Below are 14,346 nucleotides of genomic sequence, written 5' to 3'. Positions count from 1 at the left end.
CCCCACATTGCCGATGCGCCAAAGATTTTGTGAGTGCTACGCACTCAAACGGGGGCAAGCCCCCTCGCCACAGGTCGCTCCCACAGGGGGTCTGTAGTGTTTGAAGATTGTGTTTGGACTAATGAACATCGAGGGGAGTTGTTTTTATGGGCCCATGGCTCGATAGCGTGACCGGATGGCTGGCGGCAAATCCGCAGTGGCTGGCCGCGGCAGTATTCATTGTGGCCTTCGTGGAGTGCCTGGCGATTGCCGGACTGATCGTGCCCGGCACGGTGTTGCTGTTTGCCGTCGCAGTGCTGGCCGGCAGCGGCGCGCTGTCGTTGAGCGAAACACTGTTGCTGGGATTCGTCGCCGGCGTGCTGGGCGATATCCTTTCCTACTTTGTGGGGCGACATTTCCACCAGAACATCCGGCGCCTGCCCGGCCTGCGCCACCACCCGGAATGGATCGCCGGCGCCGAGGCCTACTTCCAGCGCTATGGCATTGCCAGTCTTTTGGTCGGGCGTTTCATCGGGCCGTTGCGGCCAATGCTGCCGATGGTCGCCGGAATGTTCGACATGCCCTTCCCGCGCTTCGTCGCCGTCAGCCTCCTGGCCGCGGCCGGTTGGAGCGTCGCCTACCTGCTGCCCGGCTGGGCCACGGGCGCAGCGATCCGTTTGCCGCTGCCGGAAGGTTTCTGGCCTGAAGCCGGGATCGTCGCCGGCAGCATCGCGGTGATGCTTGGCTTGAGCGCGACCAGCAGCCTGCGCCGTCATCGCAAAGCGACAATATTGATCAGCGGCATGAGCTTACTGATCCTGGCGGGACTGTTTATCGGCTACCCGCACCTCACCGCCCTCGATCAGGGTGTGATGACCCTGGTGCAGGAGCATCGCAGCCCGACGCTCGATGAAGTCGCCGTCACCTTCACGCTGATCGGCGAATTCCGCAACATGCTGCTGTTCAGCGCCCTGCTGACCGCTTTGCTGCTGTTGACCCGGCAATGGCGACAGGCGGTTTTCGCAGGCAGCACCCTGCTCGTCACCGCACTCGGCAACACCTTCACCAAACAGTTTTTCGCCCGCGTACGACCGGAGGTTTTAAGTGATCCGCTGGTGAGCTACAGCATGCCCAGCGGTCACGCGTCGGGGTCCTTCGCGCTGTTTCTGACCCTCGCCGTTCTGGCCGGTCGCGGACAACCACCGCGGATGCGCCTGACCTGGTTGCTGGTGGGTTGCCTTCCGGCGCTGGCGATTGCGTTGTCACGCGTCTATCTGGGTGCGCATTGGCCAACGGATGTGCTGGCCGGCGCGATGCTGGCGGCGTGTGTCTGTGCGGCGAGCCTGGGCTTGAGTCAGCTCAAGACACCGCTCAGCGCCATGCCACCCAGGATCTGGTGGCTGGTGTTGCCGACGATGGTGGCGCTGTTCGGGTTCTTTGCGTTGCGGCATTTACCGCATGCGATGTTGCGGTATGCCTATTGAAGGTCAAAAGATCGCAGCCGGGTAAGGCATACATCTGTAGGAGCTGCCGCAGGCGGCGATCTTTCAGCATTCGTCAGGCGAACAACTCACCCTGCAACTCATCCAGCAGCGCCTGAATCGCATCCAGGCGCTGCTGCGGATCGTCGAGTTGCAGCAGGTCGATCTTGTCCACCTCGGCGAACGGCAACAGGTACGCCAACTGATTGGCCAGTGATTGCTGCCCGGTCGCTTCAGTGCCCATGTTCAACGCTTCGACCATCGGGTGCTCGGCCAGGGCCTTGAGCAGCGCAACGAGATCGGCGTCTTCATCCTGCAACGGCTGCTCGGGCTCGTCTTCCAGCCACTCGACCTCGGCAACGGTCAACTGATCGCGCTGGACCTCGGTGCGCAACACGTGAAAACGCCGCCCGCCCTGCACTCGAATGCCCAGCAGACCATTGTCCTGCTGCTTGAAGTCGGTAATCAGCGCTTCACAGCCGACCAGCGCATAGCCCGCCGGAGCGATGCCGACTTCTTCGCCATCAAGAATGCACACCACGCCGAAACCGCCGCCCTGTTTCATGCAGCGGCTGATCATGTCCAGGTAGCGCGCCTCGAAGATCTGCAAGTCGAGGATGCAGCCAGGAAACAGCACCGTGTTCAGCGGGAAAAGCGGCAAGCTCATAGACATTTCCTTACACCACCATCGACACCGCCAACGGCAGGAACACCGCCGTGGCCACGCCCATCAGACTCATTGCCAGCGCCGCGAAGGCGCCACATTCTTCACTTTCCTGCATGGCCACCGCGGTGCCGACCGCATGAGCGGTCATGCCCAACGCCATGCCGCGCGCCTCGGGACTGTGAACACCGAGCCGATTCAGCAGGCTCGGCCCAAAGATCGCTCCGATCACACCGGTGATCAACACAAACACCGCCGCCAGCGCCGCGACACCACCAATCTGCTCGGCCACCAACATGGCAATCGGCGACGTCACCGACTTCGGCGCCATGGTCATCAGGATCATGTGTTCGGCACCGAACGACCAGCCCAGCAACACGCCCATACCGGTGGCGACCACACCACCTATCACCAGCGTAGTAAATATCGGCCAGAACAACTGCCGGATCCGTCGCAGATTGAGGTAAAGCGGCACCGCCAGCGCGACCGTGGCCGGGCCGAGCAAAATACTGAGGATCTCGGTGCTTTTGCGATACTCGGCGTAGGTCAGGCCGCAGCCTACCAAAACGCCGATCACCAGCAACATGGAGACCAGCACCGGCTGCAGAAAGATCCAGCGGGTTTTCTCGAACGCCGCCAGCACCAGTTGATAAGCGCCAAGGGTGATGCCGATGCCGAACAACGGATGATGAATCACCGACGCCCAGGCGCCTTGCCAGTCAAAAATCATTGTGAGTCCTCGCGGTGCGCGTGGCGCTTGACCATGCGCTTCATCAGCACACCGGCGAAGGCCATGGACAACAGCAGCGACAACACCAGCGCGCCCACAATGGCCCAGAAGTCCGCAGCAATATCCTTTGCATAAACCATCACGCCCACGGCCGGCGGCACCAGCAGCAACGGCAGGTAACGCAGCAAGCTACTCGCGGCAAGGTTCAGCGGCTCGCCCACCTGGCCACGACAGATCAAGTACACCAGCAGAAGCAGCAGGCCAATAATCGGCCCCGGCAGCACCGGCAAAAACAAATGGTTGATGGCTGTGCCCAGCAATTGGAACAACACCAGCCAGGTCAGGCCACGTAACAACATCCGTCCTCTCCCCTGCAAATTCGCGCCCGGCATTATAAGCATGCCAACGCTATGGACCGGCATTCGCCAAAAGCATGGTCAGTTGACCGGAGCAATTTGCCATGTTGATCTAAAGTGGTATTCCGGGAGGTCAAATCCCCCCACCTCAAAACTATAAAACCGATGAACCCAAGGAGAGTCTCAATGCCCTATGTTCCCGTTGCAGAGCTCAAAGATTATGTCGGCAAGGAACTTGGACGTTCCGAATGGCTTACCATCGACCAGGAGCGCATCAACCTGTTCGCCGAAGCCACAGGGGACTATCAGTTCATCCACGTCGACCCGGTCAAAGCCGCGCAAACGCCATTTGGCAGCACCATTGCACACGGTTTCCTGTCGCTGTCGCTGATCCCCAAACTGATGGAGGACATCCTGATCCTGCCTGAAGGGGCCAAGATGGTGGTCAACTATGGCCTGGACAGCGTTCGTTTCATCCAGCCAGTGAAGGTCAATTCCAGGGTTCGCCTCAAGGTCGACATGAACGAAGTCACCGAAAAGAAACCCGGCCAATGGCTGCTCAAAGCTACCGCCACGCTCGAGATCGAAGGTTCGGACAAACCGGCCTATATCGCCGAGCCGCTGTCGCTCTGCTTCGTGTAAACCCACCCGGATGCGAAGCAGCTCACGCTGTTTCGCGACCTCTGTCTTTCCCTCTCTATATAAGGTCATAGAGCTGCGGCATACTCGGTCGCCTAATTGACCGGATCCCGCTATGCGCCCACTTGCACTTCTAGCACTGACCCTGTTGCTCACCGCATGCGGTGACGGCGAATCGCTGTTGCCTCCCGACGCCCGCCTGCCGGACGGCGGACGCTATCGCGGTGACCTGGTCAACGGATTGCTGCAAGGCCAGGGCCGCGTCGATTACCCGAATGGCAGCTGGTACGCCGGCAGTTTCGACAAGGGCCAATGGCATGGCCCGGGCGAATGGCACGGCAGCAACGGCGAAGTGTATCGCGGCAATTTCAACCTGGGGCTGTTCGACGGCCAGGGCACACTGACCACCAGCGGCAGCAGCTACACCGGTGGCTTCAAGGCAGGTCGACGCGAAGGCGAAGGCACCCTCAAAGAAAACGGCATGACTTACCGCGGCGAATTCAAGGCCGATCAATATTCGGGGCTCGGACGTCTGGAACTCGAAGACGGCAGCTCGTATCAAGGTCAGTTCGCCCACGGCAAGCCCAATGGCGAAGGCCAGCGCGGCGATGCCAGCGGCAATCAGTTCACCGGACATTTCAAGGACGGTCAGCTGGAAGGCAACGGGACCTTCAACAGTGCTGAAGGCGACATCTATGTCGGCGGCTTCAAGAACAACCAACTGCACGGCAAGGGCCGCTACGAGAATGCCGACGGCGATGTCTGGCTGGGCCAATTCAAGGAAGGTTCGCTGAACGGCAAGGGCGAGTTGATCGGCGCCGATGGCAGCCACTACATCGGTCAGTTCAGCGACTGGCGCTTCACCGGTCAGGGCCGGCTGAACCTGCCCGACGGCAGCTTCTACATCGGCCAGTTCGACGGCGACAGCTATCAAGGTCGTGGCACGCTGGTGTTGACCGATGGCACCGTGCAGAGCGGCACCTGGGTCAATGGCCAGCGAGTGCGCGATGCCGACGGCAAACTGCTGCCCGACAGCCTCGAACTCGGCCTGCTGGCTCAGGGGCGCTTGCTCGAAGATGCACTGGCCAATGTGCCGGCCTCGACCCCGGCGATAGAGTTGTACACCCTGACCCTCGGCGGTGACGGCAAGCAGAGCGTGTTCCTGCGCGAATCCGATTACGTCAGCAACATGCTCACCAGCCGCTTCGGTCCGTTCGGCCAGATTCGTCTGGTGAACCATCGCGACCATCTCGTCGATCGGCCAATGGCCACCCGGGAAAACCTGCGCCGCGCTGCGTTGACGCTGGCCGAACGCAGCGGCCCGGAAGACTTGATCTTCATCTACCTGACCAGCCACGGCACCAGCGAACACGAATTCGTGCTCGACCAGCCGCGCATGGAACTGTCCGACTTGCCGGCCGATGAACTCGCTGCCGTGCTCGCACCGCTGAAAAACCGCGACAAGATCATCGTGATTTCGTCTTGCTACTCCGGTGGTTTCATCCCCGCCCTCAAGGACGAACGCACGCTGATCATGACGGCCGCGCGCGCCGACCGCGTGTCCTTCGGTTGCACGGAAGAAGCCAACTTCACGTACTTCGGCGATGCCCTGTTCGCCCAGGCCCTGAATCAGACCGACGACCTGGAACAAGCCTTCAAGCTGGCCAAGGCCACCGTGGCCGAGCGGGAACTGGCCGACAGCTTCGAAGCCTCTGAACCGCAGATCTGGGCGCCGAAAACCGTTCTCTCCCACTGGCAGCTGTTACGCAAACAGCAGGCACGAAAAGCGCTACAAAGTGTCTCTATCAGCAACAAGGATGCAAAGAGCAACTAAGCTGATCAGTATCAAGGGGGAAACACTATGTACTTGACGCCTCAGCATGTACTGCTTGCCGGAGCTACCGGTCTGACGGGTGAACATTTGCTTGATCGCCTGCTCAACGAGCCCACGATCACGCGTGTATTAGCCCCCTCACGTCGGCCGCTGGCCAAGCACCCCCATCTGGAAAACCCGGTCGGCGAACCGGCGGAGTTCCTGCCGCAACTGAACGGTCGCGTCGACATCGCTTACTGCTGTCTCGGCACCACGATCAAACAGGCAGGCTCGGAAGAGGCGTTTCGCGCGGTCGATCTCGACATGGTGGTGGCTTTCGCCAAACGCGCGCGGGAAATGGGCGCGCGGCACTTGATCGTGATCAGCGCCCTGGGGGCCGATCGGAGGTCCTCGATTTTCTACAACCGGGTCAAAGGCGAGATGGAGTACGCATTGCGCGCGCAAAACTGGCCGCAGCTGACCATTTGCCGACCTTCGGTGTTGCTGGGCGATCGTATCGAGCCACGGCCGGCCGAGCTGTTCGCCGGTCCGTTGTCCCGCCTGATCCCGGGCAAGTACCACGGCATCGAAGCCTGCCAACTGGCTCGCGCGATGTGGCGGCTGGCGCTGGAGGAGCAGGATGGGGTGCGGATTGTTGAGTCGGATGAGTTGCGCAAGTTAGGCAAATAGATCTCTAGCGCCAGAGAGGATGCCTTCGCGAGCAAGCCCGCTCCCACATTAGACCGAGTTCGCCTGGACAACTCGGTCTAATGTGGGAGCGGGCTTGCTCGCGAATGGCGCAACACTGATCTAAAGCCGAACACTACAACCCGCCGGTCGCCTGAAAACTCACGCCGATCACCGTCAACACCGACAACGGCAACAACAGCGTATCCAGCAAGGCGCTGGCCGGCAGATCAACGCCAGGATAGCTCGGTGCCTCTGCACCAAAACGATCCATGGCGCAGCAACCGCCGTTCATGGCATATAAATCCAGCCGCGTTCCCGCATACACCACCGGCGCACCCGGCTTTGCAGCATCCAGCGTGCGCACCGTGGCGCACCCCGTCAGTTGCAGCGCCAGCACGATCATCAGCAGCTTATTCATCGCTGGTCAGATGGTGTTCGCCCCACCGCGGCAGCATGTCTTGCGGGATGTTCAGCAGGTTGAGAATCCGCGCCACGACGAAGTCGATCAGGTCATCGATGGTTTGCGGCTGATGATAGAAGCCTGGCGACGCCGGCAGGATCGTCACGCCCATGTTCGACAACTTGAGCATGTGCTCCAGATGAATGCTCGAATACGGCGCTTCGCGCGGCACCAGGATCAGCTGGCGACGTTCCTTCAGCGTGACGTCAGCGGCCCGTTCGATCAGGTTGTTACAGGCACCGGTCGCAATGGCCGACAGCGTGCCAGTCGAACACGGCACCACCACCATCGCCGACGGCGCGCCGGAGCCCGAAGCCACCGGCGACATCCAGTCTTCCTTGCCGTACACCCGAATCTGCCCGGCGGCAGCGCCGGTGTATTCCGTGAGGAAGGCCTGCATCATCTGGGTTTTCGGCGGTAACGTAACGTCAGTTTCAGTGGCCATCACCAGCTGCGCAGCCTTGGAGATCAGGAAGTGCACCTCGCGATCTTCGCGGATCAGGCAGTCCAGCAGGCGCAAACCGTACTGGGCGCCCGAAGCGCCGGTCATCGCCAGCGTGATGCGTTCCGGGCCGTTGTTCATTTAAGCGCCTCGGCGAGTTTGCCGTGCAGGCCGCCGAAGCCGCCGTTGCTCATGATCACCACGTGAGTGCCGGGCTGAGCCTGGCTTTTCACACGCTCGATAATGCCTTCCAGGGAATCGCTGACAATCGACGGCACCGTGCACAGCGCCGCGGTAGCGCCCAGGTCCCAGCCGAGGTTGGCCGGTGCATACCAGATCACCTGATCGGCATCGACCACGCTTTCCGGCAAACCATCACGGTGAGCGCCGAGTTTCATGGAGTTTGAGCGCGGCTCGATGATGGCGATCAACGGCGCGTCGCCAATGCGTTTACGCAGACCGTCGAGGGTCGTGGCGATGGCCGTCGGGTGGTGAGCGAAGTCGTCGTAGATGGTAATGCCACGGACTTCTGCGACTTTCTCCATCCGGCGCTTCACGCTTTTGAACGCGCTCAATGCCGCAATGCCCATGGACGGCACAACACCGACATGCCGCGCCGCCGCCAAGGTGGCCAAGGCGTTGGCGACGTTGTGCTGACCGGTCATGTCCCACTCGACCACGCCTTGAGCGACACCTTCAAACATCACTTCGAATTTCGAACCGTCTTCACTCAGCAACTTGACCTGCCACTGACCGCCCGCGCCGGTGGTTTGCACCGGAGTCCAGCAGCCCATCTCGATCACACGCTGCAAGGCCGGCTCGGTGGTCGGGTGGATCACCAGACCTTCGCTCGGGATCGTGCGCACCAAATGGTGGAACTGTCGCTCGATTGCGGGCAGATCGGGGAAGATGTCGGCGTGATCGAACTCCAGGTTGTTCAGGATCGCCGTGCGCGGGCGGTAGTGAACGAACTTGGAGCGTTTGTCGAAAAACGCACTGTCGTATTCGTCAGCTTCGATCACGAAGAACGGCGTGCCGCCCAGACGCGCCGACACCGAGAAATTCTGCGGAACGCCGCCGATCAGGAAACCAGGGCTCATGCCCGCGTGTTCCAGCACCCAGGCGAGCATGCTGCTGGTGGTGGTTTTGCCGTGCGTGCCGGCGACGGCGAGCACCCAGCGACCTTGCAGCACGTGATCGGCCAGCCACTGCGGGCCGGAGACGTACGGCAAGCCTTTGTTCAGCACGTATTCCACAGCCGGGTTGCCGCGGGACATGGCGTTGCCGATGACCACCAGGTCCGGGGCCGGATCGAGTTGCGCTGGGTCGTAACCCTGGGTCAACTGAATGCCCTGAGCCTCAAGCTGAGTGCTCATCGGCGGATAGACGTTGGCATCGGAGCCGGTCACGTGATGGCCCAGCTCTTTGGCCAGAACCGCCATCGAACCCATGAAAGTGCCGCAGATACCAAGAATATGAATGTGCATAGTCGACCTCGTAAAACATGGCCGCAGGTTAGCGTAGGGAGGCGAAAATCGCACCTTGTGTTTCGGATCTGAAGACGCCTTCGCGAGCAAGCCCGTTCCCACATTGGCTCTCCTGTGTACACAACATTGGTGAGCAACAGAAATTAAATGTGGGAGCGGGCTTGCTCGCCAATGGCGGCAACGCGTTTTACCGGGCGATCCCGTGTTTACGCAGTTTCCTGTAGAGGGTATTGCGGCTAACGCCAAGTTGCTCCGCGGTATGGGTCATATGCCAACGGGTTTGCTCCAGTGCATTCAACAATGCCAGCCGCTCGGCATCATCCAGGGGATGTTCGCAAGGCTGTTCAACGGCAACAACCGGCGCCGGTCGCGCCTGACGAATCATCGCCGGCAAATCCTCCAGCCCGATCCGCCCGCCATCACACAACGCCGCCAACGTGCGCAGCACATTGCGCAACTGCCGCACATTTCCGGGCCAGGTAAAACCCAGCAACGCCTGGCGTGCCGGCTCATCAATCAGAACCGTCTCCCCGCCCGCCTCTTCCGCCAGCAGAAAATCGAGTAACTGCGATTTGTCACTGCGCTCGCGCAACGCCGGCAGTGCGATCTCCAGGCCGTTGAGCCGGTAGTACAAATCCTCGCGGAAGCTGCCATCCTGCACCCGCTCCAGCAAATTACGGTGAGTGGCGCTGATGATCCGCACGTTGACCGACTCCGGTTCCCCGCCAATCGGCACCACTTGCCGGTCTTCGAGCACTCTTAACAGCCGGGTCTGCAATGCCAGCGGCATGTCGCCGATTTCATCCAGAAACAACGTCCCGCCATCGGCCTGCTGCAACTTGCCGCGCATGCCTTCCTTGCGCGCACCGGTAAAGCTGCCGCCGCGATAACCGAACAGTTCGCTCTCGATCAGGCTTTCGGGGATAGCCGCGCAATTGAGCGCGACGAAGGCTTTTTCCGCCCGTTGACTGGCCTGATGCACCGCTTTGGCAAAGGCCTCTTTGCCCGACCCGGTTTCGCCGTTGATCAACAGCGGCACGTCCCGCTCGAAGACGCGAAGGGACTTGCGAAAATCTTCCTGCAACCCAGCATCGCCCAGACAAATGCCCGACAACCGCGACGGCCCGGCAATCACCGCAGCGGGTGCCACGGGCACTGGAATGCTGCGCGGCTGACCGCGCAATACGGCGAACAGACTTCGCCCGTCACGGGTGCGCAGCGGCCAACTGGCACTGGCATTCACACTCGCGCGGCCCAGCAACTCGTCCAGCGAGCAGTCGAAAAACGCTTCGACCGGTTTACCCAGCAGTCCGCCGCGAACATGCCCCAGCAGGTTGAGCGCACTCTGGTTGACGGCACAGATCCGCCCTTCCCCGTCGAACGCCAGCAACCCTTCGCTGAATAACCCGACGGATTCGGCCTGCAGGTGAAAACGCAGCAACCATTGATTGTCGAAGTAACGCAGGAAATAGCAGCTTTCGATCATCTTCGCCGACAGATTGACCAGCGCCATGGTGTGGAACTGGCTTTGTCGCGAGACTTCGTGACGCGCCGAGGACACGTCGAGCACCGCCAACAGTTCGCCATGCGGGTCGAACACCGGGCTCGCCGAGCAGGTCAGGCCGGTGTGGCGGCCGCGAAAGTGTTCGTCCTGATGGATGGTCAGCGACTGGCGCTCAACCAGGCAGGTGCCAATGCCGTTGGTGCCTTCGCAGGCCTCACTCCAGTCGGCACCGAGCCAGAGGCCGGCGCGCTCGAAAATCTTGCGTTCGGCGGGCGCGGTCACGCAGTTGAGGATCACCCCGCGCGCATCGGTCAGCAGCACGGCATGACCGGCGCCGGAAAGCTGTTGATGCAGGCTGCTCATTTCGTTGCCGGCGATGTGCAGCACTTGCTGCAGGCGTTCGCGACTTTCAAGGACGCGGCCATGCTCCAGCACCGTTGGCGCCATGGTCAGGGCCGGGTCGAGGTGGTAGTCCTCAAGACAACGCAGCCAGGACCGGGCAATGGACGGATCGCTGCCCGGACCGTGCAGGTGGGACTTACCCTGGGTCACGGTCAGCACTTGCTGGGCATGGCGACTCAAATGGTTGTCGTGCATTTCTTATTGTTCTCCCCGAGCGGTTTACACCGCCCCTGCAGGAGCTGTCGAGTGAAACGAGGCGGCGATCTTTTATCTTGTCCCTTAAAGCAAAATCAAAAGATCGCCGCCTCGTTTCACTCGACAGCTCCTACAAGGGTTGTGCCGAGCATCCTCCAGCCTGGCCTTCATTGCAATGCTGGCAAGACCGCCCGGTCACAGGTTGTGCCACAAGCGGTACAAAGTGTCCCAGGCACCGTACCGAAAGCGCCACAGACGCCGCCCGCCTGTCCGACAAAAAACGCGCAAGACCTTGATTTGCCTGACCTGCAGGGCAGTGGCCCGACCTTTGCTCTACGCTTATAGCAAGCGCACATGCGCTCTCCCTTATAAGCACAAAAGCCAAGGAGAAATCACTATGCGTTACGCTCACCCCGGTACTGAAGGCGCTATCGTTTCGTTCAAGAGCAAATACGGTAACTACATCGGCGGCGAGTTCGTCGCGCCTGTCAAAGGTCAGTACTTCACCAATACCTCGCCAGTGAATGGCCAACCGATTGCCGAATTCCCGCGCTCCACGGCCGAAGACATCGACAAGGCCCTGGACGCTGCCCACGCCGCTGCCGACGCCTGGGGCGCCACGTCCGCCCAGGCTCGCTCGCTGATGCTGCTGAAAATCGCCGACCGCATCGAACAGAACCTGGAAGTCCTGGCAATCACCGAATCCTGGGACAACGGCAAAGCCGTACGTGAAACGCTCAACGCCGACATCCCATTGGCCGCGGACCATTTCCGCTACTTCGCCGGTTGCATCCGCGCCCAGGAAGGCAGTGCCGCCGAGATCGATGGCAACACCGTGGCCTATCACATCCATGAACCACTGGGCGTGGTCGGGCAGATCATTCCGTGGAACTTCCCGATCCTGATGGCCGCGTGGAAACTCGCACCGGCCCTGGCTGCCGGTAACTGCGTGGTGCTCAAGCCTGCCGAGCAAACCCCGCTGGGCATTACCGTGCTGATGGAGCTGATCGGCGACCTGCTGCCGCCGGGCGTGCTGAACGTGGTGCAAGGCTTCGGCAAAGAAGCCGGCGAAGCCCTGGCCACCAGTAAACGCATTGCCAAGATCGCCTTCACCGGCTCGACCCCGGTCGGCTCGCACATCATGAAATGCGCCGCCGAAAACATCATTCCGTCCACCGTGGAGCTGGGTGGCAAATCGCCGAACATCTTCTTCGCCGACATCATGCAAGCCGAAGAAACCTTCATCGAAAAAGCCGCCGAAGGCCTGGTGCTCGCGTTCTTCAACCAGGGCGAAGTCTGCACCTGCCCGTCTCGCGCACTGGTGCAAGAGTCGATCTACGACGACTTCATGAAAGTGGTGATGAAGAAAGTCCTGCAAATCAAACGTGGCGACCCGCTGGACACCGACACCATGGTCGGCGCCCAGGCGTCCGAGCAACAGTTCGACAAAATCCTTTCGTACCTGGAAATCGCCAAGGGCGAAGGCGCCGAATTGTTGACCGGTGGCAAGGTGGAAAAACTCGAGGGCAACCTGGCGAGCGGGTATTACATCCAGCCGACGCTGCTCAAGGGCACCAACAAAATGCGCGTGTTCCAGGAAGAAATCTTTGGCCCGGTGGTGAGCATCACCACGTTCAAGGACGAAGCCGAAGCCCTGGCCATCGCCAACGACACCGAGTTCGGCCTGGGTGCCGGCCTCTGGACCCGCGACATCAACCGCGCCTATCGCATGGGCCGCGCCATCAAGGCCGGTCGCGTGTGGACCAACTGCTACCACCTGTACCCGGCGCATGCCGCGTTCGGCGGTTACAAAAAGTCCGGTGTCGGTCGTGAAACCCACAAGATGATGCTCGATCACTATCAGCAGACCAAAAACCTGCTGGTGAGCTACGACATCAATCCGTTGGGGTTCTTCTAACCCGACGCGATACCGCGTTAACGGCCATCGCCAGCAAGCCGGCTCCTACAGGTTTGCGCAGTCCTGTAGGAGCCGGCTTACTGGCGATAGCGCCCTCAAACACACCGCAAATCATAGCCCTGCCGCTCTGGCACGGGCTTTGCGTGCCCGACTTACAGTAAAAGCAGCCCCCGAAAGTCCAACAGATCAAACAATAAAAAAGACAGCGAGGACTTATGACTTCTTCCACACAGCTCAAACCCACACTCGGCACCCTGCACTTATGGGGCATTGCCGTCGGCCTGGTGATCTCCGGCGAATACTTCGGCTGGAGTTACGGCTGGGGCACCGCAGGAACCCTGGGTTTCCTCGTCACCGCGTTGATGGTGGCGACGATGTACACCTGTTTCATCTTCAGTTTCACCGAATTGACCACCGCCATTCCCCACGCGGGCGGGCCGTTTGCCTATAGCCGACGGGCCTTTGGCGAAAAAGGCGGACTCATCGCCGGCATCGCCACCCTGATCGAGTTCGTCTTTGCGCCCCCAGCCATTGCGATGGCCATCGGCGCCTATCTGAACGTGCAATACCCGGAGCTTGATCCCAAGATTGCAGCCGTTGGCGCCTATTTTGTGTTCATGACCCTGAATATCCTCGGCGTCAGCATTGCCGCGACGTTTGAACTGGTGGTCACCGTCCTGGCCGTCGCCGAACTGCTGGTGTTCATGGGCGTGGTCGCGCCGGGCTTCAGTTTCAGCAACTTCGTGCTCAACGGCTGGTCGGGCTCCAACGACTTCACCATGGCCTCGATTCCCGGCATCTTTGCGGCGATCCCGTTTGCGATCTGGTTTTTCCTCGCCATTGAAGGCGCGGCAATGGCAGCTGAAGAAGCCAAGGACCCGAAACGCACGATTCCCAAAGCCTACGTCAGCGGCATTCTGACTCTGGTGTTCCTCGCGATCGGCGTGATGGTGATGGCCGGCGGCGTGGGCGACTGGCGCCAACTGTCGAACATCAACGACCCGCTGCCTCAGGCGATGAAAGCCGTGGTCGGCAACAATTCGACCTGGATGCACATGCTGGTCTGGATCGGTCTGTTCGGTCTGGTGGCGAGTTTCCATGGGATCATTCTTGGTTACTCGCGTCAGTTCTTCGCCCTGGCCCGCGCCGGTTACCTACCACGTTCGCTGGCCAAACTGTCGCGCTTCCAGACTCCGCACCGCGCCATTCTGACCGGCGGCGTGATCGGCATCGCGGCGATCTACAGCGACGGCCTGGTCAACCTGCAAGGCATGACCCTGACGGCGGCAATGATCACCATGTCGGTATTCGGCGCCATCGTGATGTACATCATCAGTATGCTGAGCCTGTTCAAACTGCGTAAAACCGAGCCGAACCTGGAACGCACCTTCCGCGCGCCGGGCTATCCGATCGTCCCGGGGATTGCGCTGTTCCTGGCGGTGGTGTGCCTGGTGGCGATGGCGTGGTTCAACCCGCTGATCGGTTGTGTGTTCCTGGGCTTCATGGCGGCCGGTTATTTGTATTTCCAACTGACCGCCAAGCAGCGCTTCGATGCGCCGGCGGATGCGATGCTCGAAGGCGTCTGA

Annotated in this window: 13 protein-coding genes; 6 read left to right on the top strand and 7 right to left on the bottom strand. The window is 60.8% G+C overall.

The features are described 5' to 3' along the window. Window positions 1-146 precede the first annotated feature (146 nt). A complete protein-coding gene (locus PMI01S_RS10420; protein ID WP_084319701.1) occupies window positions 147-1,463 on the top strand; it encodes a bifunctional DedA family/phosphatase PAP2 family protein in 1,317 nt (438 codons plus the stop codon). Window positions 1,464-1,536: 73 nt separating this feature from the next. On the opposite strand, the gene PMI01S_RS10415 is transcribed toward PMI01S_RS10420, so the two are convergent. The 3 genes from PMI01S_RS10415 to PMI01S_RS10405 are packed head-to-tail and all read right to left on the bottom strand — an operon-like array spanning window position 1,537 to window position 3,213. Continuing rightward, complete coding sequence (locus PMI01S_RS10415) at window positions 1,537-2,127, bottom strand: LON peptidase substrate-binding domain-containing protein (RefSeq protein ID WP_084319700.1); 591 nt, start codon at window positions 2,125-2,127, stop codon at window positions 1,537-1,539. Between the two features lie 10 nt (window positions 2,128-2,137). Beyond that, window positions 2,138-2,854: an LrgB family protein gene (locus PMI01S_RS10410; RefSeq protein ID WP_084319699.1), complete on the bottom strand. Its 717-nt coding sequence runs from the start codon at window positions 2,852-2,854 to the stop codon at window positions 2,138-2,140. Next, on the bottom strand, window positions 2,851-3,213 hold the full coding sequence (locus PMI01S_RS10405) for a CidA/LrgA family protein (RefSeq protein ID WP_084319698.1): 363 nt from the start codon (window positions 3,211-3,213) through the stop codon (window positions 2,851-2,853). Before PMI01S_RS10405 ends, PMI01S_RS10410 begins: the two co-directional genes overlap by 4 nt. A 183-nt stretch (window positions 3,214-3,396) precedes the next feature. Between PMI01S_RS10405 and PMI01S_RS10400 the strand changes: the two genes are divergently transcribed. The 3 genes from PMI01S_RS10400 (at window position 3,397) to PMI01S_RS10390 (ending at window position 6,352) form a co-directional block, all read left to right on the top strand. After that, complete coding sequence (locus PMI01S_RS10400; protein WP_084319697.1) at window positions 3,397-3,852, top strand: MaoC family dehydratase; 456 nt, start codon at window positions 3,397-3,399, stop codon at window positions 3,850-3,852. Window positions 3,853-3,964: 112 nt separating this feature from the next. After that, entirely contained in the window at window positions 3,965-5,683 is a 1,719-nt protein-coding gene (locus PMI01S_RS10395) for a C13 family peptidase (RefSeq protein WP_084319696.1), read from the top strand. Between the two features lie 27 nt (window positions 5,684-5,710). Next, complete coding sequence (locus PMI01S_RS10390; protein WP_084319695.1) at window positions 5,711-6,352, top strand: oxidoreductase; 642 nt, start codon at window positions 5,711-5,713, stop codon at window positions 6,350-6,352. A gap of 133 nt (window positions 6,353-6,485) precedes the next feature. On the opposite strand, the gene PMI01S_RS10385 is transcribed toward PMI01S_RS10390, so the two are convergent. The 4 genes from PMI01S_RS10385 to PMI01S_RS10370 form a co-directional block, all read right to left on the bottom strand. After that, window positions 6,486-6,770: a YceK/YidQ family lipoprotein gene (locus tag PMI01S_RS10385; protein WP_084319694.1), complete on the bottom strand. Its 285-nt coding sequence runs from the start codon at window positions 6,768-6,770 to the stop codon at window positions 6,486-6,488. Continuing rightward, window positions 6,763-7,395, bottom strand: a complete 633-nt coding sequence (ubiX, locus tag PMI01S_RS10380; protein ID WP_008035761.1) for a flavin prenyltransferase UbiX — start codon at window positions 7,393-7,395, stop codon at window positions 6,763-6,765. The genes PMI01S_RS10385 and ubiX overlap by 8 nt, the downstream gene beginning before the upstream one ends. Then, window positions 7,392-8,741, bottom strand: a complete 1,350-nt coding sequence (gene mpl, locus PMI01S_RS10375; RefSeq protein WP_084319693.1) for a UDP-N-acetylmuramate:L-alanyl-gamma-D-glutamyl-meso-diaminopimelate ligase — start codon at window positions 8,739-8,741, stop codon at window positions 7,392-7,394. The genes ubiX and mpl overlap by 4 nt, the downstream gene beginning before the upstream one ends. A gap of 187 nt (window positions 8,742-8,928) precedes the next feature. Beyond that, complete coding sequence (locus PMI01S_RS10370; RefSeq protein ID WP_084319692.1) at window positions 8,929-10,842, bottom strand: sigma-54-dependent Fis family transcriptional regulator; 1,914 nt, start codon at window positions 10,840-10,842, stop codon at window positions 8,929-8,931. Between the two features lie 397 nt (window positions 10,843-11,239). Here PMI01S_RS10370 and exaC point away from each other — a divergent pair, with 397 nt between their 5' ends. Continuing rightward, window positions 11,240-12,760: an acetaldehyde dehydrogenase ExaC gene (gene exaC, locus PMI01S_RS10365; protein WP_084319691.1), complete on the top strand. Its 1,521-nt coding sequence runs from the start codon at window positions 11,240-11,242 to the stop codon at window positions 12,758-12,760. 215 nt (window positions 12,761-12,975) lie between these two features. After that, window positions 12,976-14,346 (top strand): ethanolamine permease, encoded by a 1,371-nt coding sequence (gene eat, locus PMI01S_RS10360; protein WP_084319690.1) that lies wholly within the window; start codon window positions 12,976-12,978, stop codon window positions 14,344-14,346.

It is taken from the genome of Pseudomonas migulae NBRC 103157 (genome assembly GCF_002091715.1).
Taxonomy (GTDB): domain Bacteria; phylum Pseudomonadota; class Gammaproteobacteria; order Pseudomonadales; family Pseudomonadaceae; genus Aquipseudomonas; species Aquipseudomonas migulae_A.
This window is presented reverse-complemented; position numbering and strand designations above follow the sequence as displayed.

Coding starts and splice junctions, on each gene's coding strand:
- PMI01S_RS10420 (WP_084319701.1), top strand. CDS start 147: ATGGGCCCATGGCTCGATAGCGTGACCGGATGGCTGGCGGCAAATCCG.
- PMI01S_RS10415 (WP_084319700.1), bottom strand. CDS start 2,127: ATGAGCTTGCCGCTTTTCCCGCTGAACACGGTGCTGTTTCCTGGCTGC.
- PMI01S_RS10410 (WP_084319699.1), bottom strand. CDS start 2,854: ATGATTTTTGACTGGCAAGGCGCCTGGGCGTCGGTGATTCATCATCCG.
- PMI01S_RS10405 (WP_084319698.1), bottom strand. CDS start 3,213: ATGTTGTTACGTGGCCTGACCTGGCTGGTGTTGTTCCAATTGCTGGGC.
- PMI01S_RS10400 (WP_084319697.1), top strand. CDS start 3,397: ATGCCCTATGTTCCCGTTGCAGAGCTCAAAGATTATGTCGGCAAGGAA.
- PMI01S_RS10395 (WP_084319696.1), top strand. CDS start 3,965: ATGCGCCCACTTGCACTTCTAGCACTGACCCTGTTGCTCACCGCATGC.
- PMI01S_RS10390 (WP_084319695.1), top strand. CDS start 5,711: ATGTACTTGACGCCTCAGCATGTACTGCTTGCCGGAGCTACCGGTCTG.
- PMI01S_RS10385 (WP_084319694.1), bottom strand. CDS start 6,770: ATGAATAAGCTGCTGATGATCGTGCTGGCGCTGCAACTGACGGGGTGC.
- ubiX (WP_008035761.1), bottom strand. CDS start 7,395: ATGAACAACGGCCCGGAACGCATCACGCTGGCGATGACCGGCGCTTCG.
- mpl (WP_084319693.1), bottom strand. CDS start 8,741: ATGCACATTCATATTCTTGGTATCTGCGGCACTTTCATGGGTTCGATG.
- PMI01S_RS10370 (WP_084319692.1), bottom strand. CDS start 10,842: ATGCACGACAACCATTTGAGTCGCCATGCCCAGCAAGTGCTGACCGTG.
- exaC (WP_084319691.1), top strand. CDS start 11,240: ATGCGTTACGCTCACCCCGGTACTGAAGGCGCTATCGTTTCGTTCAAG.
- eat (WP_084319690.1), top strand. CDS start 12,976: ATGACTTCTTCCACACAGCTCAAACCCACACTCGGCACCCTGCACTTA.